We start from the raw sequence: 24,633 nt of genomic DNA on the forward strand, positions 1-24,633 counted from the left end.
AGTTGGTGTGTCGTTTTCCCGGGAGGAGTCGAGCACGGCCCAGGTGGTCGCGCCCGCCCGGCCGCGCAAGCTCGCCAAGGTCCCGTTCGTGGAACTGACGGACGGTCGACTGCAAGGCGTGGTGTCCAGCGGCTCGGACATCGGGCGGGTCTACGTCTCGTCGGTCGCGGCCGGCGACTTCGCGTTCACCTGCAGCACCAACAACAACCGGCCCTGCGGCGGCGCGTACGGCAGTTTCTGCAAGCACCTGGCGGCACTGGTCGACGAGGCGGTGCTGCAGTACGGCGGCGAGCGCGTCGCCCGCTACCTGCGGGTCGACGCGGGCACCCCGGAACCGGGCGGCCCGGAGATCACCCGCACCATGACCGGCACCCGCCCGCCGAAGGCCGACGGATCGGCCGCCGCGAGCGTGTTCAGCCGCTTCCTGCGCCAACTGGCCTACCTCGAACTCGCGCCGACCACCACGCCGCTGCCGGAGCTGCACTGGTTCCCGTCGAGCCGGGCGGTGGCCTGATGCGCGTCGACCTGCTCACCGAACCGGTCGCCGGGCTCCAGGAGGCCCTGGCGGCGGTCGACGCCTTCGACCGGGCCCTGGTCGGCGGCCTGCGCCGGCCCGGCCCCGCCCAGGCCGCCGGCCTGGCCGCACTCGCCGACGCGGTCACCGGATCACCGCTGGCCGACCGGGTCGCCGAAGCGGCCGGGAAGGCCGCCGCCGGTGCGGCGGGCGAGGAGCACCTCACCGTCCTCGCCGCGGCCCGCACCGCACTGCTGGGCGCCGTCCACGACGCCCTGACGGACCGGATCGGCGAGGCGACCGGCCGGCCTCCCACCGGCGATCCGGCCGCGGGCCCGGCCGCGGTGACCCCGGCGGGCTCGGGCCCGGCCGCCAACCTGCTCGCGGCCGCCCGCTCCTGGCTGGCCGACCTGGCCCGCGCCGGGTGGCAGGGCATCGACCACGAGTCGGTCGCCGGCGCCGCACCGGTGGTCTCCGCCCTGCTGCCCGACCCTGGGGTGCGCCGCCTCGCCGCACTGCTGGACGGCTTCGCCGCCGAACTCGCCGCGTCCTGCCCCGGCGCCGCCCTGGACCAGGTGCCGTTGCGCCGCTGGGCCGACCTGTGGTCCCGGGCGATGCTGCTCGCGCAGCCGGGCGCCGTCGGCGCCCCGTCGGCCGCCGCACCGCCGGCGGTCGTGACGGGCCGGCTGCTGCCGCTGGGCGTCGACCTGCACGCCCACGCGACCGCCGCACAGGTCCAGGTCCACGCGGTGTTCGAACCCGCCGACGGAGGCGCGCCCCGCCTGGTCCGCGCCGGGGTGTCGGTCCCCAAGCCGGACACGGTCGTCGGTGCCGGTGTGTGGCAGCTCCTTCGCCCCCACCTGTCCCTGCTGGCCGCCGCGGGCGAAGGGCTCTCGATGGACCTGACCGCCATGCCGGTCACCGCCGAGGGGGATCTGCTCTGGGACGACGCGGCGGCCCGGCCGGGTACGGGCGCCGACCCGTTCGCCACCGCCCGCGTCGTCCTCGCCACGGCGCTCGTCGCGCCCACCGCGCCGCTGGACCGGCACCCCGCACGGATCGCGGCGCCCGTCCTCCTGGAGGGCTACGCCGTCGAGCAGGACGGCGAGACGCTGACCCTCGCCCTCGCCGGGCACCGGATCACCGTCGACACCGACCGCATACCGACCGCGGGGCCGCTCACCCCGCAGGCCGTCGCGGCGTCGAGCGCGTGCATCGGGCTGCTGCGCTGGGACGCCGGAGGGTTCAGCGTCCAGCCCCTCGCCGTCGAGACCACCGTGAAGCGGAAGACCGTCGCGCTGCACGCCGGGGCGTGGGCGGGCGGAACGGCCGACAAGACCGGCCTCAAGGGGGAGAAGGCCGCCCTCGACGCCGTCCAGGCCCTGCGCGAGCGGGCCGGAAAGCTGCTGCGGAAATGACCCGACCCACGACCGAACCCGTCCTCGGCCCGGACCGTACGCCGGACTCCGGGGCGGACGGTGACGCCAACCGCCGGCAGGTCCTGTACTGGCGCCTGCTCGCCCGGCTCTTCGACCCCGAGGAGCAGGCCGCGCTGGAGTCGGCGAGCCTGGCCGTCGTCGAGGAGTCCGGCCTGCCGGCCGCCCTGCTGGACCCGGCCGCCTCGGTCGACTCGATCGTGCAGCGCCATCCGGAGCTGGCCGGCGAGTTCGACGGCCTGATGACGCCCGAGACCGCGTCCGAACCCGACGGGCGGGACCGTGCCGCCGAGGTCCGCCGCGCGGCCCTGGTGTCGAAGGTGCTGCTGAACGTCTTCGCGACCGGTTCCGGTACCGTCACCGCCGGACAGCTGGCCGGCTGGCAGGCCGACGCGGGCTGGCTGGAGCGCGCGCTGGGCTGCCGGCCCGGCGAACTGCGCGGCACCCGCCCCGGCGGGACGGCGGCGGGCACCAACCCCGGCGGCCACGGTGGCGCCCCCGACCTGTCCACGCTCATCCCGTGGATCGGCCCCGAACTCGCGGACATCGAGGCGGGCCTGGTCAAGCGCATGCGCCTGCGCGAGGTCCTGGCGGACCCGGGGCTCGCCGCACGGCTGACGCCGAGCATGTCGCTGATCGAACAGCTGCTGCGCGACAAGGACAACCTGTCCGGCGTCGCCCTCGCCAACGCCAAGGCGCTCATCCGCAGGTTCGTCGACGAGGTCGCCGAAGTGCTGCGCACCCAGGTCGAGAAGGCCTCGGTCGGCGCGCTGGACCGGTCCGTCCCGCCGAAGCGGGTCTTCCGCAACCTCGACCTCGACCGGACGATCTGGAAGAACCTCACCAACTGGGACCCGGAGCAGGAACGGCTCTACGTCGACCGCCTGTACTACCGTCACACCGCACGCAAGACCACGCCCCAGCGCCTCGTCGTGGTCGTGGACCAGTCCGGATCGATGGTCGACTCCATGGTGAACTGCACCATCCTGGCCTCCATCTTCGCCGGGCTGCCGAGGGTGGACGTCCACCTCGTCGCGTACGACACTCGCGCGGTCGACCTCACGCCGTGGGTGCACGACCCCTTCGAGACGCTGCTGCGCACCAACCTCGGCGGCGGCACCGACGGCACCGTCGCCATGGCGCTCGCCCAGCCGAAGATCGCCGAGCCCCGCAACACCGTGGTGGTGTGGATCTCCGACTTCTACGAGTGGAACGGCGAGCAGCTCTTCGAGCAGATGGCCGCCGTGCACCGCTCCGGAGCGAAGTTCATCCCGGTCGGCTCGGTGACCAGCGCCGGCCGGGCCAGCGTCAACCCGTGGTTCCGGGAGCGCTTCAAGGACCAGGGCACGCCGGTGATCTCGGGTCACATCCGCAAGCTCGTCCACGAGCTCAAGAACTTCCTCGGGTAACGCCGAGCGCCTCCCCGCTCCACCGGCACCACCCCCGCACGACCCCGTACCGACACCCCGGAAAGGCAGTCCGCTGATGTCCGACCTGCTCCGCGCCCCCGCCGAGATCAAGTACGCCGACGAGCTCGACTGGCTGGAGTCGATCGACGACGGCCCCAAGCCCTTCACCTGGCGCCTCTCCCCGAAGATGGTCCGGCTGTTCGTCCTCGGCTCCGAGCCCTCCGACGGCCTCGACCGGGAGGTCAGGCAGAAGTGGTTCGGCGAGCGCAGCATCGTCGAGCGCGCCGTCGTCACGCTCGCCTCCGACCGCGGACTGCTGCTGATCGGCGACCCCGGCACCGGCAAGAGCTGGCTGGCCGAGCTGCTGGCCGCCGCGATCTGCCGCAACTCCACGCTGGTGGTCCAGGGCACGGCCGGCACCACCGAGGACCACATCAAGTACTCGTGGAACGTGTCCATGGTGATCGCCAAGGGCCAGTCCCGGGAGTCGATGATCCCCTCGCCGATCATGAACGCGATGGAGACCGGCGCGATCGGCCGCTTCGAGGAACTGACCCGCTCCACGAGCGACGTCCAGGACGCACTGATCTCCGTCCTGTCGGAGAAGTACGTCTCGGTGCCCGAGCTCACCGGCGACGCGGGCATCGTGTTCGCCAAGCCCGGCTTCTCGATCATCGCCACCGCCAACAGCCGCGACCGCGGCGTCAACGACCTCTCCTCGGCCCTCAAGCGGCGTTTCAACTTCGTCCGCATCCCGGTGGTCACCAACCGGAAGAGCGAGGCGGAGATCGTCCGCTTCCGCACCGAGGAGCTGCTGCGCCGGCACCAGATCGACCTGGACGTGCCGCCCACCCTGCTCGACGTCCTGCTGCAGTCCTTCGCGGACCTGCGCGCCTCCGCGGCTGCGGCCGGCAGTGACGACGAGAAGCTGGAGTCCGCACTGTCCACCGCCGAGCAGATCGGTGTGCTGGAGGACGCCGTCCTGCACGGCACCTTCTTCGGCGAGCGCACCCTGACCGCCCGCACCCTCGCCTCCTCGCTCGTCGGGTCGCTCGCCCGGCGCGAGCCGGAGGACCTCGCCATCCTCAACAAGTACCTGCACGGTGTCGTCGAGCCGCGCAGCAAGGCGGAGGGCGGGGCCTGGCCCGAGTTCCTCGAAGGCGGCCGCGACACGATCGCCACGCTCGCGTGAGCGCCGCGAAGACCGCCGCGACGACCAGGGCCGGGGCGGGGGCCGGCACGCCCGCCCGGGGCGGGGGCTCCGCGGACGAAGGGACCTTCGACGCACTGCGGTCCCAACTCCAGGACGCCGCGGCGTCGTTCGCCGGAGGACCGGACGCCCTGGAGGGCATCCTGCTCGGCCTCGTCGACGACATCGACCGCGCGGTGCGCGAACCCCTGGAGATCTTCCCGGTCTGCCACCACTCCCCCGCCTCGGCCGTCGCGATGGCGCGGCGGCTCCGGGAGAAGCAGCCCAAGGTGGTCTACCTGGAGCTGTGCGAGGACATGGCGCCGCTCCTCGCCGAACTGCGCAACTGCCGGCTCCCGGTGGCGGTGCAGGCGTTCGCGAGCGAGATCGAGGGCTTCCCCGCCGACTGGGCGCCGCTGTCGGTGGTCGCCCCGATCACCGAGGCGTCCGCCGAGTACCAGGCCATCGCCTACGCCCTCGACACCCCCGGTGTCGAACTCGTCCTCGTCGACCGCTCCAGCGACCACGTCTTCCAGTGGGAGCCGCGCGACGCCGCCGCCGACGGGCCGGCCGACCCGGACGCCCCGGCGGCCGAACCGGAAGCCGCGCTGCACGGCGACGCGGTCGGCGTGGAGATCGGCGACCTGCGGCCCCGGTTCGCCGAACTGGAGGAGCACCTGCTGCGCCACGGCAAGGTCCGGCACTGGTCGGAGTGGTGGCACCAGTACGTCGAGCTGCCGCTCGGCGACGCCGACCACGACACGTACCGGCAGGTCATGCTGCTGATCGGCAGCCTGTTCCGGCGCCTCGCCCCGGGCGACGTCCGGCGGGTGCGGGTGGACGAGGACCGCGAGCGGTACATGTGGACCAGGATGCGCGAGCACCTGGCCGCCACCGGCACCGACCCCGCCGACTGCCTGTACGTCTGCGGCGCGTTCCACGCGGCCAGCCGCGTGGCCGAGTTCGGCGTCCACGGCAGTGCCGGGTTCGAGATCGGCCCGCGCACGGCCACCACGTGGCGGCACGGCCTCATCCCCTCCAGCCACGCGGCGATCGAGGCCCAGTTCGGCCTGGCCGCGGGCTCGGTGTCGATCGCCGCGACGGTGTGGACGAAGAACCTCAAGCGCACCCGGGTGCAGCCGTACCGCCTGGCGGGCGGGCCCGGCGCGAGGAAGTCGACCGCCAAGGCCCGCGGGGTCGCACCCGCGCCCCCCGTTTCGGCACCGGCCTCCGACCAGCTGTCCGGCTTCCTGCAGCGCCCGCCCGTCCTCGACGCCCTGGACGAGGCCGAACTCCTCGGCTGGTCCGTGGAGATCGTGCGCGCGGCCCGCCGCAACGGCTACCTCGCCTCCACCGCCGACGCGATCGCGGTGTTCGAGACGTCGATCCTGCTGGCCGGGTTGCGCGACCGGGCCAGGCCCACGCCGTACGACTTCCAGGACGCGGCGGTCACCTGCATCGAGAAGGACACCGTGCCGGGCCGGCGCGACGTCGCCCGGCTGGTCGAGATCATGATGGGCGGCGACCGGGTCGGCCAGGTCGGCTACGACGCGCTGCCGCCCCTCGCCCGGGACGTCCACGACCGCCTCGCCCCGCTCGGCCTCAACCTGGAGCAGCGGGGCGTGAAGCGGGCCCTGCTGGACGTCGCGTCCCGCCCCGAGCTGGAGCGGTGTTCCGACCTCCTCTGGATCCTGCGCCAACTGCTGCCGCACGAGGCCGCCCGACCGATCATGGGCGAGCGCCGGCTCGGCGAACGGCCCATCCAGGAGTCCTGGGACGTGGCGATCGGCACCCACCAGCGGGCGCTCATCGAGCTCGGCTACGAGGGCGTCAGCGTCGAACAGGTCCTGGAACAGCGCCTGCGGCGCGCCGCCAACGCGCCGCAGGCCACGGCGGGGACCGTCCTGCGGACGGTCGAGGACGCCACCCTCTACCTGCGCAGCCGGCGCCTCGCCGAGGAGCTGGGCACCCGCGCCCTGGAGGTGCTGGCCACCGAGCGCGGGGTCGACGGCGCACCGGAGGTGCTGCGCCGGGTCCGGCGGCTGCTGGCGCACTACCGGACCGCCGAGCCGGTCCTGCCCGGGTGGATCGAGTCCTTCGTCAGGACCGGGTACGCGCACTACTGCACGCTGCTGCCGACGGCGTTCGTCGACGAGGACGCGACCGTCCGCCAGGTCGCGGCGATGCTGGGCTTCCTGCTCAGCATGGAGGACCTGGCCCTGTCCCTGGGCTGCGACCGGACGCAGCTGGAACTCGCCGTCGCGCAGTCGCACCCGCAGGACCCGTCCAGGACGGCGCTGCTCTGGGCGGCCCGGGTGCAGCTCGGCGGGCTGACGCGGGCCGAGCTGCGGGAGCGGTGTGACGAGCTGCTCGCCAACCCGCTGGTGCTGCCCTCCTATCCGCGGTACCTCAGCGGGTTCCTGCACGCGTTGGAGCCGGCCCCCGGGCTGGCCGACTTCGTGGTGGAGGCGGTCTCCAACGCCTTCGCACGACTGCCCGACCCGGTGCTGCTGCCCTGGCTGCCGACCCTGATCGGCACCTTGCGCGCCGACGGCGCCGACCTCGCACCGCTGCTGATCCGGGAGGCCGGGCGGATCTTCCCCGGCCGGCCGGGGGCACTGGACACCTGGGTCCCGCCGTGGCGGGCGCAGCCGGTGCCGCCCGCGGCCGGGATCTCCCGGCGCGGCGGCCCGGTCGGCGCCGCGCTGCTCGCGGCGCACCCCGGGACGTGTGACGCGCTGGCCGGCCTGCTGGGCTGCGACGGGGGGTGGGCGCCCGCGGAGTCCGGCCCCGCGGGCACGGCGCTGCTCGGCCGCCACCCGGACACGGCCCTCGCCCTGGCGGCGCTGCTGTCCGGGAGTTGAGCGGCCGGCGGGCCCGCCGGCCCCGGGGAGGAGGTCGGCGGGCCCGGTGGTGCGGGTCGGATCAGAACAGCACGTCGGTGCAGGAGTAGAACGCGTTCGCCGTGTCGGCGACGTCCCAGACCGCGACGATCACGTGGTGTCCGGTGCGACCGGTGGGGAGGGTCGCGGTGTGCGTGGTGGTGGCGGCCGGCTGCCGCCCGTTGTACGGGACGGTCAGGAACGGGGTGAGGTCCAGACCGGCCCGGGTGATCTTCTGGGTCGCGCTGTAACCGGGCTTGGTGAGGAAGTACCTGAAGTTGGTGGTCGAGTGCCTGGCCTCGATCTCCCAGGTGAACGTGAGCTGCTGGCCGGCCGTCACCTTCGTGGTCGGCCAGGCGCCGTTGCGCGGGTTGTCCAGGGGCGCCCAGCGCGAGTCGGCGCCCGCGCAGATGGTGTTGTCGGCGGGTCCCCTGGTCGGGAAGCCCTTCGGGCCCTCGACGCTCTGGGGCTCCCACTGGATGTCACCGCAGTTGGTGACGACGCCCGCACCGCAGAGCGCGGCGCGGCTCGGCGGCAGGTTGATGAACCCGTGCGACTGGGCCGGAACGGCCATCGCGAGCGGGACGGCGAGGGCGGCCAGGGCCGCGCCCACCATGTGGCGTTTGCGCATGGTTCTCCTCCGTGGGGGGTGGGGAGTGCGCCCGACGCAGGAAAGCGCGTGTGGGGGGGTGCGCCAGCCGTGCGGATCTTGGCATGCCTGCGCCAGGTAAGTGCCCCATACCGTAGGCATCGCTCCGCCGACCGTCAATGGTCTGGACCAGATTCACCTGTGGTCTGGACCAGCACCCCGCCGAAGGAGCCCGCCGACACGCGGCGGCCGGCCCGGCGGAGCCGGCTCCGGGGTGCTCCGGGCGGCTCCGGGCCGCGCCCCGGGGCCGGTGTCAGTGCCGGATGGCGGGGGTGGACTCGCCGAGGGCCCGCAGCCGGTTGCGGGCGTGGAACCAGCGAAGTTCCGTCCCGCAGGCCCCGAGGATCGTGCCGAGTGCGTGGAGCATCGCCGCGTGGACGGACGTGCGGGCGACCGCCGCGAGCCCGGCGGCCGGGGAGCCGCTGTCGGCAAGGTCGGAGAGCCGGCGCGAAGGGTTCCAGCCGATGTCCGCACCCCCGTCCCCACCGGTTCCGCCCTCCCCCGTCGGCCACGGGCCGAGGGTGACACCGGCGGCGCCGAGGTGCACGGCGACGGGGAGCCCCGCCAGTGCGGCGCTGCGGCGGACGGCGTCGACGAGCTCCGCGTCGAGTCCGAGCTCGGCCGGTGTGGCCCCCGCAGGACGCCGGACCAGGACGTCCGGCGGCACGCGCAGTCCGCTGTCCGCCGATCCGCCCACCCGCAGCTCGCGGCCGGAGCGGTCCCGGCTCACGTCCAGCCCGAAGGCGGGGAGGAACTCGGCGAGCGCGTTCACCATGCTCACCCCGACCACCTGCCGGGCCGAACCCGCCGCGTGCTGCGGGTCCTCCATGGCGGCCGCGTCGGCCAGGCGCCGGGACGGCAGCCAGTCGAGGGCCGCCAGGCCCTCGCACCGGTCGGCGGGGTCGACCGCCTCCGCGGGACGGATGCGGACACCGGGGCCCTGGTCGCCGAACGCGACCGGCAGCCCGGCGAACAGGACCGCGTCCGTGACGCGGTCGACCAGGGCGGCGTCGAGCACGCCCCGGCGCGGGTCGCCGCCGACCGGGGAGGAGGGCTTGCGGTGGGAGGGGAGAGTCATCGGAGGGCGTCCTTCCGTGCGTCGGACCGCATGTCCCGCCAAGTGCCGGCCCGCCTCGGGACGGTGAACGGCCTCGGAGTGCCGGGCACGCCCGACTGCGCGGCCGACCGGGGCCGGGGGTCCACCCGCCCTGCCGAAGTCCTCTCCACGGACGCCTCCTCGAACCTGTGCGGATGCGCGGGGCACCTGCCGGACACCCGTCGAGAGGCTACCGGCGCGCACGGACGGTTCGGCGCCGAATCCACAAGTTGCCCCGGCCCGAAGCACACCCGCCCGACCGCCCGGCGGGACGGCGTCGCGTCCCGCCCGCGCCGTCCGCGCACGCCGGGGCGCCCACGAAGCCGATCGACGGCGCACGAAGCTTCGTGCACCACGGAACCGTCGCCCCGCGACCGCTGCCCACCGGCCCGGCCGGCCCGGCACCTGCCCGCCGCCGGCCCGATCCCACAAAGAAACGACCAGGTCACAGGCTCGGCCGGTGGACCTGCACGCCCGGCACCGGAGAACCGCCCCGTCAAACCGGCGTGCGGGGGCCCGACGACGGAGGCCCGTACCACGGGGCGCCGGTGCCCCACCCTTGGCCCCGCCCCCACCGGCCCCGGACGATCTCAGGTGTCCGGCCGATCACCGGCCCGCAGCAGGGCCCGTACCTGGGAGAACCCCATGTCGATCAAGCGTTTCCGCACGACCGCCGTCACCGCCGTCGCCACCGCCGCCGTCGCCGCCCTCCTCGCCGGAAGCGGCACCGCCTCCGGCGCCACCCGCGCGCTCAGCCGTTTCGACGACGGCAGCTTCGAGACGCCCAAGGTCGCGGCGAACACCTTCCAGACCCTCTCGGCCGGACAGACCCTCGGGCCGTGGCAGGTCACCGCCGGTTCGGTGGACCTGATCGGCGCCGGATTCTGGCAGGCCGCCGAGGGCGACCAGTCGGTGGACCTCAACGGGACCAACGCGGGGACCGTCTCGCAGTCCTTCACGACGACGCCCGGCACGGCCTACTCGGTGACCTACTCCATCGCCGGCAACCCGGACGCCGGTCCCGTCCTGAAGACCGGTCAGGCGCGCGTGGACGGACAGGAGTTCCAGGCCTTCTCCTTCGACGTCACCGGGAAGACGCGCGCCGCCATGGGGTACGTGACCCGGCAGTTCACCTTCGTGGCGACCAACGCCTCGACCACGCTGGCCTTCCGGAGCACCACCGCCGGCAGCAGCGCCGGACCCGTCGTGGACAACGTCCAGGTCCAGGCCTGCCAGCCCTGTCCGACCTGCGGCTGACCGGAGCCGGCGCGCGGCGGGGCCGACGGCGCCGGCCGTCGGCCCCACCGCGCCCGCGGCGGGCGGCCCGCGGCGGGCGCGGAGACCGTCAGGCCTTCAGGCGGTACTTGGTGGCGGTGGAGGTGATGCTGTGGCTGCAGTCCCGGTCGGTCACGGTGGCCGAGTAGGTCCACCCGGCCGGCACCTTGCACGCCCAGAGGCCGTCGACCGGAGTGCGGAGCCGGTAGGCCGGGTTGGTCGACCCGGGGCTCATGCTGCACTCCGCGCGCGCGGTGACCAGGTCGTGGACGAAGCCCGTGGCGGTCACGCAGGAGGTGACCAGGTCCCCGGGGATCCGCAGCCGGTAGGAGGCCGACTTGGAGCTCTTCACCATGCTGCAGTCGGACGTCTGCGAGGCGGTGTCGTAGACGAAACCGCGCTCGGTGACGCACGAGACGAGCCCGTCCACCGGAGTGCGCAGGCGGTACAGCGGCCGGGTCCCGCAGGAGGACGAGGCGAGGATCTGGTCGTAGACGTAGCCGGTCGGCACGGAACAGGACCAGGTGCCGTCCAGCCCCGAGGCGGTGGCGGACGCGACCGGGGCGGCGGCGATCACGGGGGCGAGCGCGGCTGCGGCCGCCAGAGCGGTGCGGCCTGCGACACGGGAGAATCTGGAGGACGTGGACTCTGCCATCACGGAACCCTTCGGCTGGATCGGCGGCGGGCGGGCGCCCGTTCGCCCCTCTGCTCAAGCTTGTCCGACAAGCTCTAGCACCCGCCCGGCACCCGCCGGGGGCCCGGACCGGAGGGACCGGTCCGGGCCGTCCGCGAACGTCTACCCGCCGACCTACGTCCCGACGCCGCGCCCGGCCGGCACCCGAGCGGCGAGCAACTCGTCGAGACCCACCAGCCGGTAGCCGCGCTCGCGCAGCCCGGTGATCACCGCGGGGAGCGCCGCCACGGTCTGCGCGCGGTCCCCGCCGCCGTCGTGCATCAGCACCACCGAACCGGGACGGACCTGCCGGAACACCCGCTCGGCGATCACCTCGGGCCCGGGCAGCGCCCAGTCGTTGGTCTCCACGTCCCACAGCACCGTGGTGAGGCCCAGATCCGCCACCGTGTCCAGCAGTTCGGGACTCCGTCCGCCGTACGGGGGGCGCAGCCACGCCACCGGCCCGTCCAGACCGGCCGCCTCGGCGAGTGCCTCGGAGGTGTGGCCGAGCTGCTCACGGAGCCCGATCGGGCCGAGGTCGGGCAGGTAGGCGTGCGACCAGGAGTGGTTGCCGAGGGTGTGGCCCTCGGCGGCGATCCGGCGCACCACGCCCGGGTGGGCCAGCACGTGCAGGCCGATGCAGAAGAACGCCGCCGGGGCGTCGTACCGGCGGAGCACGTCCAGCACCTGCGGGGTGAACTCCGGGTCCGGACCGTCGTCGAAGGTCAGCGCCACCATCGGCGCGGACCCGGACCCGGCGACCTCACCGTCCGCCTCCGTCCGGCGGACCGGTCCGCCCAGCAGGAGCCGGCCCTCCGCCGCGAGCCTCCGCTCGACCGGACCGGACGCCCTCTCCGCGGCGGTGATCCCCTCCTCGCGCCCGCTCATCGTCCAGCCCCCGGATCCCAGCGCCACGAGCGCCTCCGGCCGGGAGCGGCCGAGTTCGGCGAGTGCCTCCGCCGTCACCCGACCGTCCGTCAGGACCGGCGGGTCGGCCCGGAACACCGTGACCCCGGCGGCGGCGAGGGAACCGTCGAAGATCCCGTTGCCACTGTCGACGACCACCGCGAAACCGTCCGGCGCGAGCTGCGCCAGCTCGACCAGCCGCGCCACCGGCCTCTCCAGGACGCAGTGTTCGTACACCTCGACCGTCGCCGGACGGCTGACCGCCGTGTCCAGCACGGCGATCCGATAGCCGTCCCGCGTCAGACCCACACCCGCGAATCGCATGCTCCCGCCCCTCCCTCGGGCCTCGCCGGACCGGTCCACCCGGCCCGGCGAGGCTCCCGGTGACTGCTGATGACTGCTGGAGACCGCCCGTTCCACCGGTACCGCCCACGATTGCCGGGCAGCACAACTCCCGTCCCCCACAAGCCCCGACGGCAGGAAGCCCGATCATACGGACGAGCGGCCTCCGCGACGAGAGACCCGGACCGGCAGTTCCGCCGCGTCAGCGGGTGCGGGAGCGGCGGCGGGACGCCCCGGCGGGGCCCGCGGTCACGGCCCGGAGACCTCTCGGCGGCAGCCGCGTTAGCACGAACCTCCCCCTCCGCGTGACGGGTTCTCCGGGATACCGCCCGCATTGGCGAACTGCGCGCGGCCTGCGGTTCGGTGGGGCCGGGGCACGGTAAACCTGGTGCCAACACCGCCCCGGACGCCGGAACCCGGGCCGGTCCGCGGTGCGCCGGCCCCGCACGTCCCGCCCCCTACCCTTCCGACCGTTTAGAGGATGCCGAATGCTTGGTGCTGGATCGTCACCCGGAGGCCGGCGCTCCGCTCCCGTACTCGTCTGGCTCGTCCCCGCCCTCGTGACGGCGACCGTCGCCGTCCTCGCCGTGTCCACGGCCTCCCCCGGCTCCCGCGTCGCGGTCGGCTGGTGCGCGGCGGTGGGCACGCTGTCCGTGGCCCTGGTGGCCGCCGAGGCCGTCCGCCGGGGCCGGGCGACGGAGGCCCTGCGCGAACGGTGCGCCCAGCGGGAGGACGAGCTGCGCCGCCGGCTGTCCCGGCAGGAGGCCGAGACCGTCCGGCTGGCCCGGATCGGCCTGCCCGACGCGGTGATCCGCCTCCAGCGCGGCGAGTCCCTGGACGACGTCGTCACCGCGAACGAACCGCAGGACATCCTCGTCGGACCGGAGTTCCGGGTCGCCCAACAGACGCTCCTGCGCGCCGTGCTGGAGACCGTCGACACCGAGGAGGGCATGCGCGAGTCCGCCCAGCGGGCCTTCGTCAACATCGCCCGCCGGGTCCAGGCGATCGTCCACCGGCAGGCCCACGAGCTGCGCGGCATGGAGCACCGGCACGGCAACGACCCCGCCGTCTTCGACGACCTGCTGCTCCTGGACCACGGCAACGCGCTGATCGGCCGCCTCGCGGACAGCATCGCCGTCCTCGGCGGCGCGCGCCCCGGCCGCCAGTGGAACAAGGCGGTTCCGCTGTACAGCCTGCTGCGCGGCGGCATGTCCCGGATCCTCGACTACCAGCGGGTGGAACTGCACCCGGTGTCCGACGTCGCCGTCGTCGGACCGGCCGTCGAACCGCTCATCCACGCGGTCGCCGAACTGCTGGACAACGCCACCCGCTACTCCCCGCCGCACACCAACGTGCACCTGACCGCCGTCGAGGTGCAGACCGGCATCGCGATCGAGATCGAGGACGGCGGCCTCAGCCTGAGCGAGGAGGGCCGCGCCCGCGCCGAACGGATGCTCCGGGAGGCACAGGCCGGCATCGACCTCAACGACCTCGGCGAAACCCCCCGGCTCGGCCTGGCCGTGGTCGGCCGGCTCTCGCGGGCCTACGGCTTCCAGGTCTCGCTGCGCCCGTCCGCGTACGGCGGGGTGCGTGCCGTGCTGATCGTGCCGCAGGAGCTGATCACCACCGCACCCGCCACCGGGCGCGCCCACGGCATCGGCGTCACGGGCTCCTCCGGGCCGCCGCCGGTGGACGACCGCCGGCCGCACACCGGGCCGGCCCGGCGGGCCGGGTCCGGAGCGTTCCCGGCGGGGGACGAGGCCCCGGTGGTGAGCGAGCGGACCGCGAACGGCCTGCCCAGGCGGCGACGCCACGCCGCTCCCTCCCGGACCGTCACCCCCGCCCCCGTCCGGGGCGCCGCCCCCGCACCGTCCCGGAACGGGGTCCCCGCGGCCTCCCGCACCGGCGGCGCTCCCCCACCACCTCCCCGGGCGGCCACCGAACCCCCGGGCGGGGCGGTGCAGCCCGGCCTGTGGCTCGCCGCCTTCCACGACGGAGTGAACGGGACCTCACCGTCCGCCGGACCGGCGGGCCACAGCAGCGACGAGTCGGCGGGGAGGGACGAGCGGTGATCAGCCAACGAACCAACATGGACTGGATGCTGAAGCAACTGGCGGAGGAGGTGCCGCACGTCCGCAACGTCGTCGTGCTCTCCGCCGACGGTCTGCGGATGGCCCAGCACGGGACCGAGACCGATACCGCCGACCGCCTCGCCGCCGCCTGCGCGGGTCTGCAGAGCCTCGCCGCCGCCGTGGGGCACGAGTTCCCGCACGGCGACGGCCGGATGCGGCTCGTCGTGATCGAGATGGGCGGCGGGTTCTTCTACCTGATGGCGGCCGGCGCGCGGGCGTACCTCGCGGTGCTGGCCGACGAGGGCGTCGACGCCGGCCTCATGGGCCAGCGGATGCGGGACCTGGTCGCCCGGATCGGCGAGCATCTCAGTACGCCTCCGCGCAGGGGTGAGCCCGTCGTATGAGCACAGCCGACCAGGACTGGGGCGACGAGGCCCCGGAACGCCTCTACGTGATCACGCGCGGCCGCGGTGGTCCGGCCGGACGTACCGCGTTCGACCTGGTCACCCTGATCGTCTCCCGCTCGGAGCCGACGCCGACCATGCCGCCGGAGCACGCCGCGATCCTGCGGATCTGCGGGTCGCCGCTGTCCGTCGCCGAGATCTCCGCCTACCTGCGGCTGCCGGTCAGCGCGGTCACCGTGCTGCTGGCGGACCTCCTCGACGAGGAGCGGATCGAGGCCCGCGCCTCCGTCCCGGCCGCGCTTCTCCCCGACCGTGCCCTCTTGGAGGCGGTGATGCATGGACTTCAGAGGCTCTGAGACGGTGCTGGGGCCGGCGAGCGCCGATCTGCTCCCGGACTCGGCCGCCGCGGCGGTCAAGGTGGTGGTCGTCGGCGGCTTCGGCGTCGGCAAGACCACCCTGGTCGGCTCGGTGAGCGAGATCCGCCCGCTGACCACCGAGGAGACCATGACCGAGGCCGGCGCGGACGTCGACGACATCGCCGGCGTCGAGCGCAAGTCCTCCACCACGGTCGCGATGGACTTCGGCCGCATCAGCATCAGCGAGGAACTGGTGCTGTACCTGTTCGGCACCCCGGGCCAGGAACGGTTCTGGTTCCTGTGGAACGGCCTGTTCGAGGGTGCGCTCGGCGCCGTCGTCCTGGTCGACACCCGGCGACTGGAGATCAGCTTCGACGTGATCGGGCGGTTGGAGGACCGCGGCGTGCCCTTCGTGGTCGCGGCCAACGTCTTCCCCGAGTCGCCCACGTACGCGCAGGAGGAGCTGAGGCTCGCACTCGACCTGCCGGTCGACGTGCCGATCGTGGCCTGCGACGCGCGGGTCCGCGAATCCGGCCGGGACGTGCTGCTCGCCCTGATGCACTACCTGTACGACCTCGCGGGCCCGTCGCCGGTGCGATGACCGCGCCGGTCCGGCCGGGTGCTCACCGCCCGGACCGGCCGGACGGCCGCCCGTCGTCGCCGACTCCCCGCCACCGACCCCTCCTCGTCTGCCGACCACTCCCGGAGCCACCGTGACCAGCCCGTTCCCCGACGACGCCGCCCTCGTCCCGCCGAGCGGCTGCCCCGCCCACCGGCCCGGCTCCGACCTCCCGGGCGTCCAGGACTTCCCGGACCCCCAGGGCCTTCAGGGCTCCCAGGGCCTTCAGGACCTTCAGGGCCTTCAGGACCTCGGGATCGAGAGCCTCGGGCTGCAGCAGACCGGACCGCCGGACCGCGGACTGCGGGAACTCGGGCTCCAGGCGTTCGCCCCCGCCGGCCTCCGGCGGCTCTACGGCCCGGAGGCCGAGGCGGACCCCGCGGGCCTGTACGAGCGGCTGCGCGCCGAACACGGCGAGGTCGCTCCCGTCCTCCTCCACGGCGACCTCCCGGCCTGGCTGGTCCTCGGCCACTCCGCCAACCTCACCGTCATGCGCACCCCCTCCCGGTTCTCCCGGGACTCCCGCCGCTGGACGGCGTTCCAGGAGGGCCTGGTCGCACCCGACTCCCCGCTGATGCCGGTGATCGCCTGGCAACCGCTCTGCGTGTTCGCGGACGGCGCGGAGCACCGGCGCCTGCGCGAGGCCCTCAACGACGGCCTCAACGGCTTCGACCGGCGCGGCATCCGACGCTACGTCACCCGGTTCACCGACCAACTGGTCCGGGAGTTCGGCCCGGCCGGGCACGCCGAACTCGTGACCCGGTTCGCCGAGCACCTGCCGATGCTGGTGTTGACCCAGCTGGTCGGGATGCCCGAGGAGTACGGACCGCGTCTGGTCGACGCCGCCCGGGACCTGATGAAGGGCACCGAGACGGCCATCGCCAGCAACGACTACGTCGTGGCCTCGCTGCGCCGGACGATGGAGCGCAAACGCATCACCCCCGGCCCCGACCTCGTCTCACGGCTGCTGGCCCACCCCGCCGGGCTCACCGACGACGAGGTGCTGGAACACCTGCGGGTGGTCCTGCTCGCGGCGAACGAGACGACCGTCAACCTGATCGCGGACACCCTGAAGCTCATCCTGACCGACGAGCGGTTCCGCGCCCACCTGTCCGGCGGACACATGACCGTCCCGGACGCCCTGGACCAGGTCCTCTGGGACTCGGCCCCGATGTCGCTCGTCGCGGGCCGCTGGGCCACCGGCGACACGGAGCTCGGCGGCCAGCGGATCAAGGCCGGCGACATGCTGCTGCTGGGCCTCGCCGCCGGGAACGTCGACCCGGTCGTCCGCCCCGACCTGGCCAAGCCGCTGCACGGCAACCGCTCCCACCTGGCGTTCGGCAGCGGCCCGCACGAGTGCCCCGGACAGGACGTCGGCCGGGCCATCGCCGACACCGGGATCGACATCCTGCTGACCCGTCTGCCGGACCTCCAGCTCGCCGTCGACGAGTCCGAGCTGACGTGGACCTCGGCGTGGCTCTCCCGCCATCTGGTCGCGCTGCCCGTGGAGTTCACCCCGCGGACCGACCTGCCCGAGCCGCTGGCCCCCACGCCCGTGACCGCGCCCGTGACGACCGCCACCGCCACCGGGACCGCCACCGCCACCGCCGCCGGAGCTGCGGCACTTACCGGCACGGGGAGCGAAGAGAGCGCCGGGGGCACCGAGAGCACCGAGGGCGCGACGGCGGGCGTCCGGGCGCACGCCGGGGTGCCCGTGCAGCCGGCCTCGCCGGCCGGGGACGGGCTGTCACCGGCGTCCACCGCGTCGGCCCCCGTCCCGCGGCAGCGACGCGGCTGGTGGAGCCTCCTGACCGGACTCCTCCGGCGGTGAGGGCGGCGGCCACCGTCACGACTCCTCCCGCACGACCACTGGTTGTCGCGGCAGGCGGGGCATAACCTCACCCCGAGGGTGCGGGTATCTCTGGAGGGGACGATGACGGTTGCCACTGTCGGGATCCTGGGGTTCGCCCTGGGGTGTCTGGTCGCGGCGGCGGCGCTGCGGAACCAGGCCGTCGGGGCTGCCCGGCGGGCCGCCGGGTCGGCCGCCGCAGCCGCCCGTTCGGCCACCGAGTCGGCCGCCGCAGCCGCCGCGGCGCAGCAGCCCGCGCCGGTGAAGGGTCGCAGGACCCCGCCGGGCAAGGCGGTGAGCCCGACGACCAGGCCCACCTCCAAGCCCACCTCCAAACGTGCGTCCAACCCTGCGTCCAAAGCCGCGCCCGCGAAGGCATCCAAGCCCGCGCCCGCCTCCGAACCCAGGCCCGCGCGGGCCGGGAGCAGCGAGCCGGCGGCGGAGTCACCGCCCCCCGAGGACTCCCCGGTCACGGACGACGGGCTGCCCCGGCTCGACCGCGTCCCCGTCCCGCGGGACCGGCCGGGCCCGGTGCCCCGGCGCCGGGAGGGGGAACGGCACCACTACTCCGGGGTGTGGGACAAGCCGACCGAACGGGAGTTCCCCATCGAGCGGCCCGAACCCGAGGCCGTGACGATCGCCCTGGTCGAGGCCTCCGCCGAGCACGGGCACGTCACCATCACCCCGATGACGCGCACCCCGACCCGGGTGGAGACCCATGCGAACCTGCTGTTCCACTACTCCGCGACCGAGCGCGGCACGGCGCGCACGGTGGTGTCGCGGGACGTCACCCACCTCAAGGTCGAGAGCAGCGGCGACTGCCAGTGGTCCGTCCGGCTGTTCGGGCCCTCCGAGATCGACGAGCTGCTCCGCGAGCGCGACGGCTCCGGCGACGCCGTCCTCATGGTCCGCCCGGACGCCCCCGCCGAGCTCGTCGTCCACGTCAACTCCTCCTCCTGGCAGGTGAGGTTCGTCTGCGGCTGCTGGCGGGCGGACCGGTACGGCACCTGCAAGTGCCCGCTTCCGCCGGGCTGGACCAGCAGGGGTTCGACGTTCGCGAGTGCGAGCGGCGAGGCCATGCGGACCGTCGCGGTGCCCCGTCCCGGCCTGCTGGTCCTGAGGACGTCGGAGCCGACCGACCCGTGGCGCCTGCACCTGCGCCCCCGCGGCCCGGAGCAGGAGGACGAGTGACACCGCACCCGTACCGCGGCGGCCCACGGCGTACCCGCGCGGGGTGCCCGGAGGGAGGCGGGGTCCGAGGTCGGAGTCGCCCGGAGCGAGGGTCCGGTCCGGATCGGGTGCCGGCCCGAGCGGCGTCACCCACCTGACCCTCGCCCGGCCCCGACCCGTGACGGGCGGCGTTCGAGGCGGGTTGGTCGACGGCGGGTTGGTCGACGGCGGGGCAGGCGGTCCCGCGCCCGGGGCACGCTCCGTGCGCGTCCTTTCACGCCCTGCCCGGCCGGAGCCTCGGTTCCTAGGGTGGGAGCGCATGGCCGTGACGGTCCGTCGCGGCCCGCGCCGACGAAGGGGAACCGCCCGTGCAACGCCGAACCGTCGCCGCCGCCCTCACCGCCGTGCTCGCCCTGGGCACGGCCGGTCTCATCGCGCCCCAGGGCGCAGCCGCCGCCGTCCCCGGCGGCTGCGCCTACACCTCGTCGAGCCACCGCCCGGTGCTCAGCCAGGGCTCGACCGGCGCCGCCGTCAAGCAGGCGCAGTGCCTGACCAACGTCTGGGGCGGCGTCCCGAAGCTGGTGGTGGACGGCGTCTTCGGCCCCGCGACCCGCACCAAGATCAAGTGGATCCAGGGCTGTCACGGCCTCGCCAAGGACGGGATCGTCGGCCCGGCCACCTGGAACGCCCTCTACAACCCCGTGCCCGACTGCTACGACCCCTACCCCGGCTGATCCCGCACGCCGGGTCGCGGGCCCGGTGCACCGGGCCCGTCACGTGTGCCGGGCCGGTGCACCGGGCCCGTGTCCGTTCACCGGGCCGCCGCGTCCATCGTGTCCGCCGAAGGGCGGGCGGCCGTCAGACGTCGACGCCCGGCTCGGCGAGGTGGGCGTCCATGGTGGCGTTCAGGTCCGCCACGAAGGACTCGAACCGGTCCAGGAGGTCCGGCGGGTACCGGTCCATGGCGGCGCCCATCCGGTGGGCGAGCGGGCCGAAGAACTCGTCGGCCCGGTCCTGGATGTGGTCGCCGCCGCGCAGGGTCACGACGCGCCGGTCGGTGTGTTCCCGGGTGCGGGTGATGTGGCCGGCCGCTTCGAGGCGGTTCAGCAGCGCGGTGGTGGCGCCCGTGGACAGCGAGATGCGCTCGCTCAGGCGGGCCGGCGAGAGCGGGACGCCCCGCTCCTCGGCTGCGGCGATCTCCAGGACCGCGGTCGCGTCGGTGGAGTGCAGGCCCAGCCAGGCGGCGAAGCGCCGGCTCAGCTCCGCGTAGTGGCCGCCGTAGATCCGCAGCCCCTCCATCAGTCGCTCGTGCTGCGCCGCCTTCTCCTCGTGTGCCGGTTCCGCCATCGGCCAGCCACCCTTCCTCTCCCGTCGCACGGTCCGCGTCGGCGGTCGCTTTGACAACCTACCGCCATCACTTTACCTTCATCATGGAATTACTTCACCATGGAGGTATCGCGATGCTCGACCCGTCCCCCACCACCCGCGAGGGAACCGGGCCCTACCGGTGGCGGTGGCTGATCCTCGTGGTCATGCTCGTCGCGGAGATCATGGATCTCCTGGACGCCTCGATCGTCAACGTCGCGGGGCCCGCCCTGGAGGAGTCCCTCGGTGCGACCCCCGTCGGCCTGCAGTGGGTGATCGGCGGCTACGCCCTGACCCTGGGAGCCGGGCTGGTCCTCGGCGGCCGGCTCGGCGACCGCTACGGACGCCGCCGGATGTTCCTGCTCGGCCTGGCCGCCTTCACCGCCACCTCGCTGCTCTGCGCACTCGCGCCGAACATCGGCTCACTGATCGCCTTCCGCCTGCTCCAGGGCACCGCCGGAGCGCTGCTCCTCCCCCAGGGCCTGGGCCTGCTGCGGGAGAACTTCTCCGGCGCGGAACTCACCAAGGTCTTCGGGATCTTCGGCCCCGTCCTCGGCCTGGGCGGCATCATCGGCCCCGTCCTGGGCGGCGGGCTCATCGAGAGCGACCTCTTCGGACTGGGCTGGCGGTCGGTCTTCCTCGTCAACCTGCCGATCGGCATCGCCGCCCTGGTCGTCGCGGCCCGGTTCATCCCGACGAAGCCCGGCGACCGGACCCTCCGGGTCGACCTGGTCGGCGCCGGGCTGATCGTCGCGTCCTGCGCCCTGCTGGTCCTGCCGCTCAACCAGGGGCAGGAGGACGGCTGGCCGCTCTGGACCTGGCTGTCGATGGCCGGGTCCGCCCTGGGCTTCGCGCTGTTCGCCCTCCACCAGCGCCGGACGGCCGCCGCCGGCCGCGAGCCGCTGGTGACCCCCGGCCTCCTGCGCAAGCCCGCCTTCACCGTCGGGCTCGGCGGCATCGCCCTGTTCTTCGCCGGGCTCGTCGGCACCCAGCTCGTCCTGACCCTCTACCTCCAGATCGGCCGGCACTTCACCGCCGGGGAGGCCGGTGTCGGCAACCTGCCGCTCGCCCTCGGCACCGCGATCGGCGGCGCGGTCAGCGGAGCGTTCCTCGCCGACAGGATCGGGCGCAAGGTGCTCCAGATCGGCCCGCTCGTCCAGCTCCTCGGCGCGGTCCTGCTCTGGTTCGAGCTCGACGGCCGGGGCACCGACTCCTTCTCCGTCCTGGACATCGCCCCGGGCGTGGTCGTGGCCGGCATCGGATCGGGCATGGTGATCGCCGCCCTGTTCAGCTTCCTCCTCGCCGCCGTCGACGACCACGAGATCGGCTCCGCCTCCGGTGTCCTCTCCGCGGTGCAGTCCGTGGGCGGCTCCGTCGGCGTCGCGGTCTTCGGCTCGGTCTTCTTCGACCGCGCCGGGGAGGGTGACTTCACCGGCGGCTTCCGGAACGCCCTCGTCGTCCAGATGTGCCTGCTGGCCGCGTTCCTCGCCATCACCTTCCTGCTGCCCGCGAAGGGCCGCCCCGAGGACGAGCAGCACGCCGCCCCCGCCTCCCCCGCTCCCGTCGCCGCCGACGTCTGACGGGAGGTCCGGCCCGCCCGGTCCCCCCGGTCCTGGGCGCCGTCGGCGACCACGGTCGCCGACGGCGCCCAGGACCGCGCCGGCGACCGTCCCGACGAGAGCGCAGAGGAAGGCCAGGCGGGAGGCCCGGGACCAGATGGCGATCGCCCCGTCGGCCCAGCGCAGGTAGGGCGTCAGCGCGACGACGCCCACCGCCGAGCCGAGGACCAGCACGGCGAGCAGGGTCCGCCGGGGCGGCTGCGGCCCGCGCCACAGCGCGGCCAGCATCGGGAGGAGGAGCAGCGTCAGCACGGCGGCCAACGCCACCCCGGGGACGGCCCACAGGAAACGTCCACCGCAGAGCCAGGCCGCGAGCCAGAGCCAGCACAGGCAGACGACCTGACGGATCGCCAGCCCGAGCGCCGGGTGGGCTCGACGGCCGCGCGCGGTACCGCTCAGCAGCCGGGCGGCGAGGGCCGCGAGGGCCGCCGCGCATCCGGCGGTCACCGCGACCGGGATGCCCAGACCCCAGGAGCGCGGTCCTTCGACGTGGACGACGGGCGGGCGGACCGGGTACGCCAGGGACTCCCACCTGTTGTCCTGGTCGCCCCGGATCAGCGCCTGCCCGGGGTAGTTGGCGAGCACCGCCCAGCCACCGTGCACGGTGACGACCACGATCTGGGCGGGATAGTCGGCCCTGGCCGTCGGCTGCACCGGCGGCTGCGCGTCGGTCGGGTCGACGTCGACGGTCTGTTCCGGCATCGGCGGGTCCGCGGTGGGCGGATCCGGCACCGGCACCTCCGGCATCAGCGACTCCGACGACTCCGACGGGAACGGCCCCCACGACGTCGCGGCCGCGGGCAGCCCGGGGAGGGCCTGAACCAGGACGGACGGCCGCGGAGGTGGGAGACTCCTCCGCACCGACGGGCCGGGGTCGTTGGCGAGCCCCCAGTGGCGACCCCCGTCGGTGCTGACCTCGATCGGCGAGGTGGAGTCGAGCAGGCGGAAGCAGTGCAGGGGGTCGCCGGGCAGGCAGGAGCCGGTGTCCGGGCGCCGGGCCCGATCGCCGGGCCGGGCGGTGGGCTCCCCCTTCAGCAGGGTCCAGGTGGAGCCGCCGTCGCCGGTCGTCCAGAGGTCGCTCCCGACCTCCAGCACCGGCCGGCCCCGATCGTCCCGGAGGAACGGGGTCCGGTCCTGCGTCGGCGAGGTGGCCACCATCGCGGCCACGGCCAGCGGCACACCCACCACCGCCGACCACGGCCGGCGGCGCCGGGGCGCACGCGCCCGGGTCCACAGCCACCAGCTCAGCCCGAGCAGCGGCAGCGCGGCCAGGTCGGCCGGGTCCCCCTCGATCCGGCTCGGCAGCCCGCTCCACGACCAGATGCCGGAGGCGATCTCACCGCCCGGTGGCCCGGACTTGGCGAAGCCGAAGCTCACCGCCGTGACCAGCAGGCCGATCACCGCGGGCCGGTCGCCGCACAGGCGCAGCGGTGCGCGCACCGGCAGCAGGGCCGCGAGCAGGGGCGCGAGCGGGGTCAGCACCAGGGTCACGAGCAGGGCCGTGACCGGGGGCGCGGCGAGCATCCAGGCGAGGTCGCTGGCCTTGCCGGTGAGCAGGGTGTCCGGCCAGATCCGTTTGCCCACATGGTCGTTGACGATCAGCACCAGAACGGCGCCCAGTGTCCCCGGATGCCCCGCCCAGCGCGCGACGGCGCGCACGGCGTCCCGCTCCCCCGATGTCCCCATGCGCCCGAGTGTTCCGCGTCCGGGACACGACAACGCCACGCCGGCATCGCGATCCGGACGCGGCCGAACGTTCCGTGGCCTGGGTTCCGGGGCCTGGGTTCCGGGGCCTGGGCCCGGGGGTTGGGCCCGGGGGTTGGGACGCGGTGACGTCGGCAGGCCACGTGCGCACCGTTCGCGGCCGGTTTTGGCGGGTCGCCGGGGCGGTCGCCGGGGCTACCGTGGCGGGATGCGGGCGCGACCGGGAAGGACGGCCTGCGCCGCACAGCCGTTGGGAGGACGGATGTCTTCGCCCCGCGGGGCGGGCCGGCCAGGCCGTACCGCCCGTCTCCTGCTCAGCACCCTGGTCGCGGCCGCCACGGCCGTGATCGCCCTGCCCGCGACCTCGGCGCATGCCGCCGGCCGGGTCGTCTACCTCACCTTCGACGACGGACCGGGTCCGTACACACCGCAGGTCCTCTCCGTCCTGGCCCAGTACGGAGCGCGCGCGACCTTCTTCGAGATCGGCCAGAACGTCGCCCGCTACCCGGAGTTGACGCGGCGGGTGGCGTCGCAGGGGCACAGCGTCCAGAACCACAGCTGGTCGCACCCCGATCTCAGGTCGCTCTCCAGGTCCGCGTTCCGGGACCAGGTGACCGCCACCGACGCCCGGATCCGCGCGCAGACCGGCTCGACGCCGGGCTGCCTGCGCCCGCCCTACGGCGGGGTGAACGCGACCGTCCGGTCCAGGGCGGCCGGGCTGGGCAAGACGGTGAGCCTGTGGAGCGTCGACCCGCAGGACTGGTCACTGCCGGGCCGGGCGGCGATCGAGCGGCGGGTGCTCGCCGGGGTCGGCCCGGGATCGGTCGTGCTGCTGCACGACGGTGGCGGCAACCGCGCCCAGACCGTCGCGGCGCTGCCCGGCATCCTGCGCACCCTGAAGGCACGGGGCTACAGCTTCGGCCTCCTGAACTGCCGCTGAGCCCCCGCCGGACGGCGGCCGGGCCGCCGGTGGTCCGGGCAGGACGGGCCGCCCCCCCGCCAGCCCCGCCCCCCCCGGCCCCCCCGCGGGGGGGCCCGCCGGGCCCGCCCCCGGGCCGGGGTGATGTCCACGAGGAACCTCGGGCCGAGGGTCGGCATGATGTG

20 protein-coding genes are annotated in these 24,633 nt (G+C 74.6%); 15 read left to right on the plus strand and 5 right to left on the minus strand.

Translation table 11 applies throughout. The features are described from left to right. The first annotated feature begins 7 nt into the window (after positions 1-7). The 5 genes from ABZY91_RS28065 to ABZY91_RS28085 all read left to right on the plus strand — a co-directional run bounded on the left by ABZY91_RS28065 (position 8) and on the right by ABZY91_RS28085 (position 7,412). Positions 8-514, plus strand: coding sequence for a hypothetical protein (locus ABZY91_RS28065; protein WP_355405756.1), 507 nt, complete (start codon positions 8-10; stop codon positions 512-514). Continuing rightward, entirely contained in the window at positions 484-1,932 is a 1,449-nt protein-coding gene (locus tag ABZY91_RS28070; RefSeq protein WP_355405757.1) for a hypothetical protein, read from the plus strand. Before ABZY91_RS28065 ends, ABZY91_RS28070 begins: the two co-directional genes overlap by 31 nt. Continuing rightward, a complete protein-coding gene (locus ABZY91_RS28075) occupies positions 1,929-3,359 on the plus strand; it encodes a VWA domain-containing protein (RefSeq protein WP_355405744.1) in 1,431 nt (476 codons plus the stop codon). Before ABZY91_RS28070 ends, ABZY91_RS28075 begins: the two co-directional genes overlap by 4 nt. A 76-nt stretch (positions 3,360-3,435) precedes the next feature. Further along, positions 3,436-4,551 (plus strand): AAA family ATPase, encoded by a 1,116-nt coding sequence (locus ABZY91_RS28080; protein WP_329876481.1) that lies wholly within the window; start codon positions 3,436-3,438, stop codon positions 4,549-4,551. 95 nt (positions 4,552-4,646) lie between these two features. Continuing rightward, positions 4,647-7,412 (plus strand): hypothetical protein, encoded by a 2,766-nt coding sequence (locus ABZY91_RS28085; protein ID WP_355405758.1) that lies wholly within the window; start codon positions 4,647-4,649, stop codon positions 7,410-7,412. Positions 7,413-7,473: 61 nt separating this feature from the next. Here the strand turns inward: ABZY91_RS28085 and ABZY91_RS28090 are convergent, their stop codons facing one another. Both ABZY91_RS28090 and ABZY91_RS28095 read right to left on the minus strand, forming a co-directional pair. Next, positions 7,474-8,061, minus strand: coding sequence for a lytic polysaccharide monooxygenase (locus tag ABZY91_RS28090; protein ID WP_329876479.1), 588 nt, complete (start codon positions 8,059-8,061; stop codon positions 7,474-7,476). Between the two features lie 271 nt (positions 8,062-8,332). After that, a complete protein-coding gene (locus ABZY91_RS28095) occupies positions 8,333-9,157 on the minus strand; it encodes a hypothetical protein (RefSeq protein ID WP_355405745.1) in 825 nt (274 codons plus the stop codon). 663 nt (positions 9,158-9,820) lie between these two features. Here ABZY91_RS28095 and ABZY91_RS28100 point away from each other — a divergent pair. Then, positions 9,821-10,432 (plus strand): choice-of-anchor C family protein, encoded by a 612-nt coding sequence (locus tag ABZY91_RS28100; RefSeq protein ID WP_355405746.1) that lies wholly within the window; start codon positions 9,821-9,823, stop codon positions 10,430-10,432. Between the two features lie 88 nt (positions 10,433-10,520). Here the strand turns inward: ABZY91_RS28100 and ABZY91_RS28105 are convergent, their stop codons facing one another. Both ABZY91_RS28105 and ABZY91_RS28110 read right to left on the minus strand, forming a co-directional pair. After that, positions 10,521-11,105 carry a hypothetical protein gene (locus ABZY91_RS28105; RefSeq protein WP_355405747.1) on the minus strand — a complete coding sequence of 195 codons (585 nt, stop codon included), beginning with the start codon at positions 11,103-11,105 and terminating at the stop codon, positions 10,521-10,523. 153 nt (positions 11,106-11,258) lie between these two features. After that, positions 11,259-12,353: a polysaccharide deacetylase family protein gene (locus ABZY91_RS28110; RefSeq protein ID WP_355405748.1), complete on the minus strand. Its 1,095-nt coding sequence runs from the start codon at positions 12,351-12,353 to the stop codon at positions 11,259-11,261. Between the two features lie 506 nt (positions 12,354-12,859). Here ABZY91_RS28110 and ABZY91_RS28115 point away from each other — a divergent pair. The 7 genes from ABZY91_RS28115 (at position 12,860) to ABZY91_RS28145 (ending at position 19,575) form a co-directional block, all read left to right on the plus strand. After that, positions 12,860-14,443 carry an ATP-binding protein gene (locus ABZY91_RS28115; RefSeq protein ID WP_355405749.1) on the plus strand — a complete coding sequence of 528 codons (1,584 nt, stop codon included), beginning with the start codon at positions 12,860-12,862 and terminating at the stop codon, positions 14,441-14,443. Then, positions 14,440-14,847: a roadblock/LC7 domain-containing protein gene (locus tag ABZY91_RS28120; RefSeq protein ID WP_355405750.1), complete on the plus strand. Its 408-nt coding sequence runs from the start codon at positions 14,440-14,442 to the stop codon at positions 14,845-14,847. The genes ABZY91_RS28115 and ABZY91_RS28120 overlap by 4 nt, the downstream gene beginning before the upstream one ends. Beyond that, positions 14,844-15,203, plus strand: coding sequence for a DUF742 domain-containing protein (locus ABZY91_RS28125; protein ID WP_329876465.1), 360 nt, complete (start codon positions 14,844-14,846; stop codon positions 15,201-15,203). Before ABZY91_RS28120 ends, ABZY91_RS28125 begins: the two co-directional genes overlap by 4 nt. Then, a complete protein-coding gene (locus ABZY91_RS28130; protein ID WP_329876462.1) occupies positions 15,184-15,804 on the plus strand; it encodes an ATP/GTP-binding protein in 621 nt (206 codons plus the stop codon). The genes ABZY91_RS28125 and ABZY91_RS28130 overlap by 20 nt, the downstream gene beginning before the upstream one ends. A gap of 319 nt (positions 15,805-16,123) precedes the next feature. After that, entirely contained in the window at positions 16,124-17,653 is a 1,530-nt protein-coding gene (locus ABZY91_RS28135) for a cytochrome P450 (protein WP_355405759.1), read from the plus strand. A gap of 102 nt (positions 17,654-17,755) precedes the next feature. Further along, positions 17,756-18,862: a hypothetical protein gene (locus ABZY91_RS28140; RefSeq protein WP_355405751.1), complete on the plus strand. Its 1,107-nt coding sequence runs from the start codon at positions 17,756-17,758 to the stop codon at positions 18,860-18,862. A gap of 347 nt (positions 18,863-19,209) precedes the next feature. After that, entirely contained in the window at positions 19,210-19,575 is a 366-nt protein-coding gene (locus ABZY91_RS28145; RefSeq protein ID WP_355405752.1) for a peptidoglycan-binding domain-containing protein, read from the plus strand. 124 nt (positions 19,576-19,699) lie between these two features. On the opposite strand, the gene ABZY91_RS28150 is transcribed toward ABZY91_RS28145, so the two are convergent. After that, positions 19,700-20,188, minus strand: a complete 489-nt coding sequence (locus tag ABZY91_RS28150; RefSeq protein WP_355405753.1) for a MarR family transcriptional regulator — start codon at positions 20,186-20,188, stop codon at positions 19,700-19,702. Positions 20,189-20,301: 113 nt separating this feature from the next. Between ABZY91_RS28150 and ABZY91_RS28155 the strand changes: the two genes are divergently transcribed. After that, complete coding sequence (locus ABZY91_RS28155; protein WP_329881336.1) at positions 20,302-21,786, plus strand: MFS transporter; 1,485 nt, start codon at positions 20,302-20,304, stop codon at positions 21,784-21,786. A gap of 2,005 nt (positions 21,787-23,791) precedes the next feature. After that, on the plus strand, positions 23,792-24,469 hold the full coding sequence (locus ABZY91_RS28160) for a polysaccharide deacetylase family protein (RefSeq protein WP_355405754.1): 678 nt from the start codon (positions 23,792-23,794) through the stop codon (positions 24,467-24,469). Positions 24,470-24,633 lie beyond the last annotated feature (164 nt).

The organism is Kitasatospora sp. NPDC002965, assembly GCF_040611255.1.
GTDB lineage: Bacteria > Actinomycetota > Actinomycetes > Streptomycetales > Streptomycetaceae > Kitasatospora.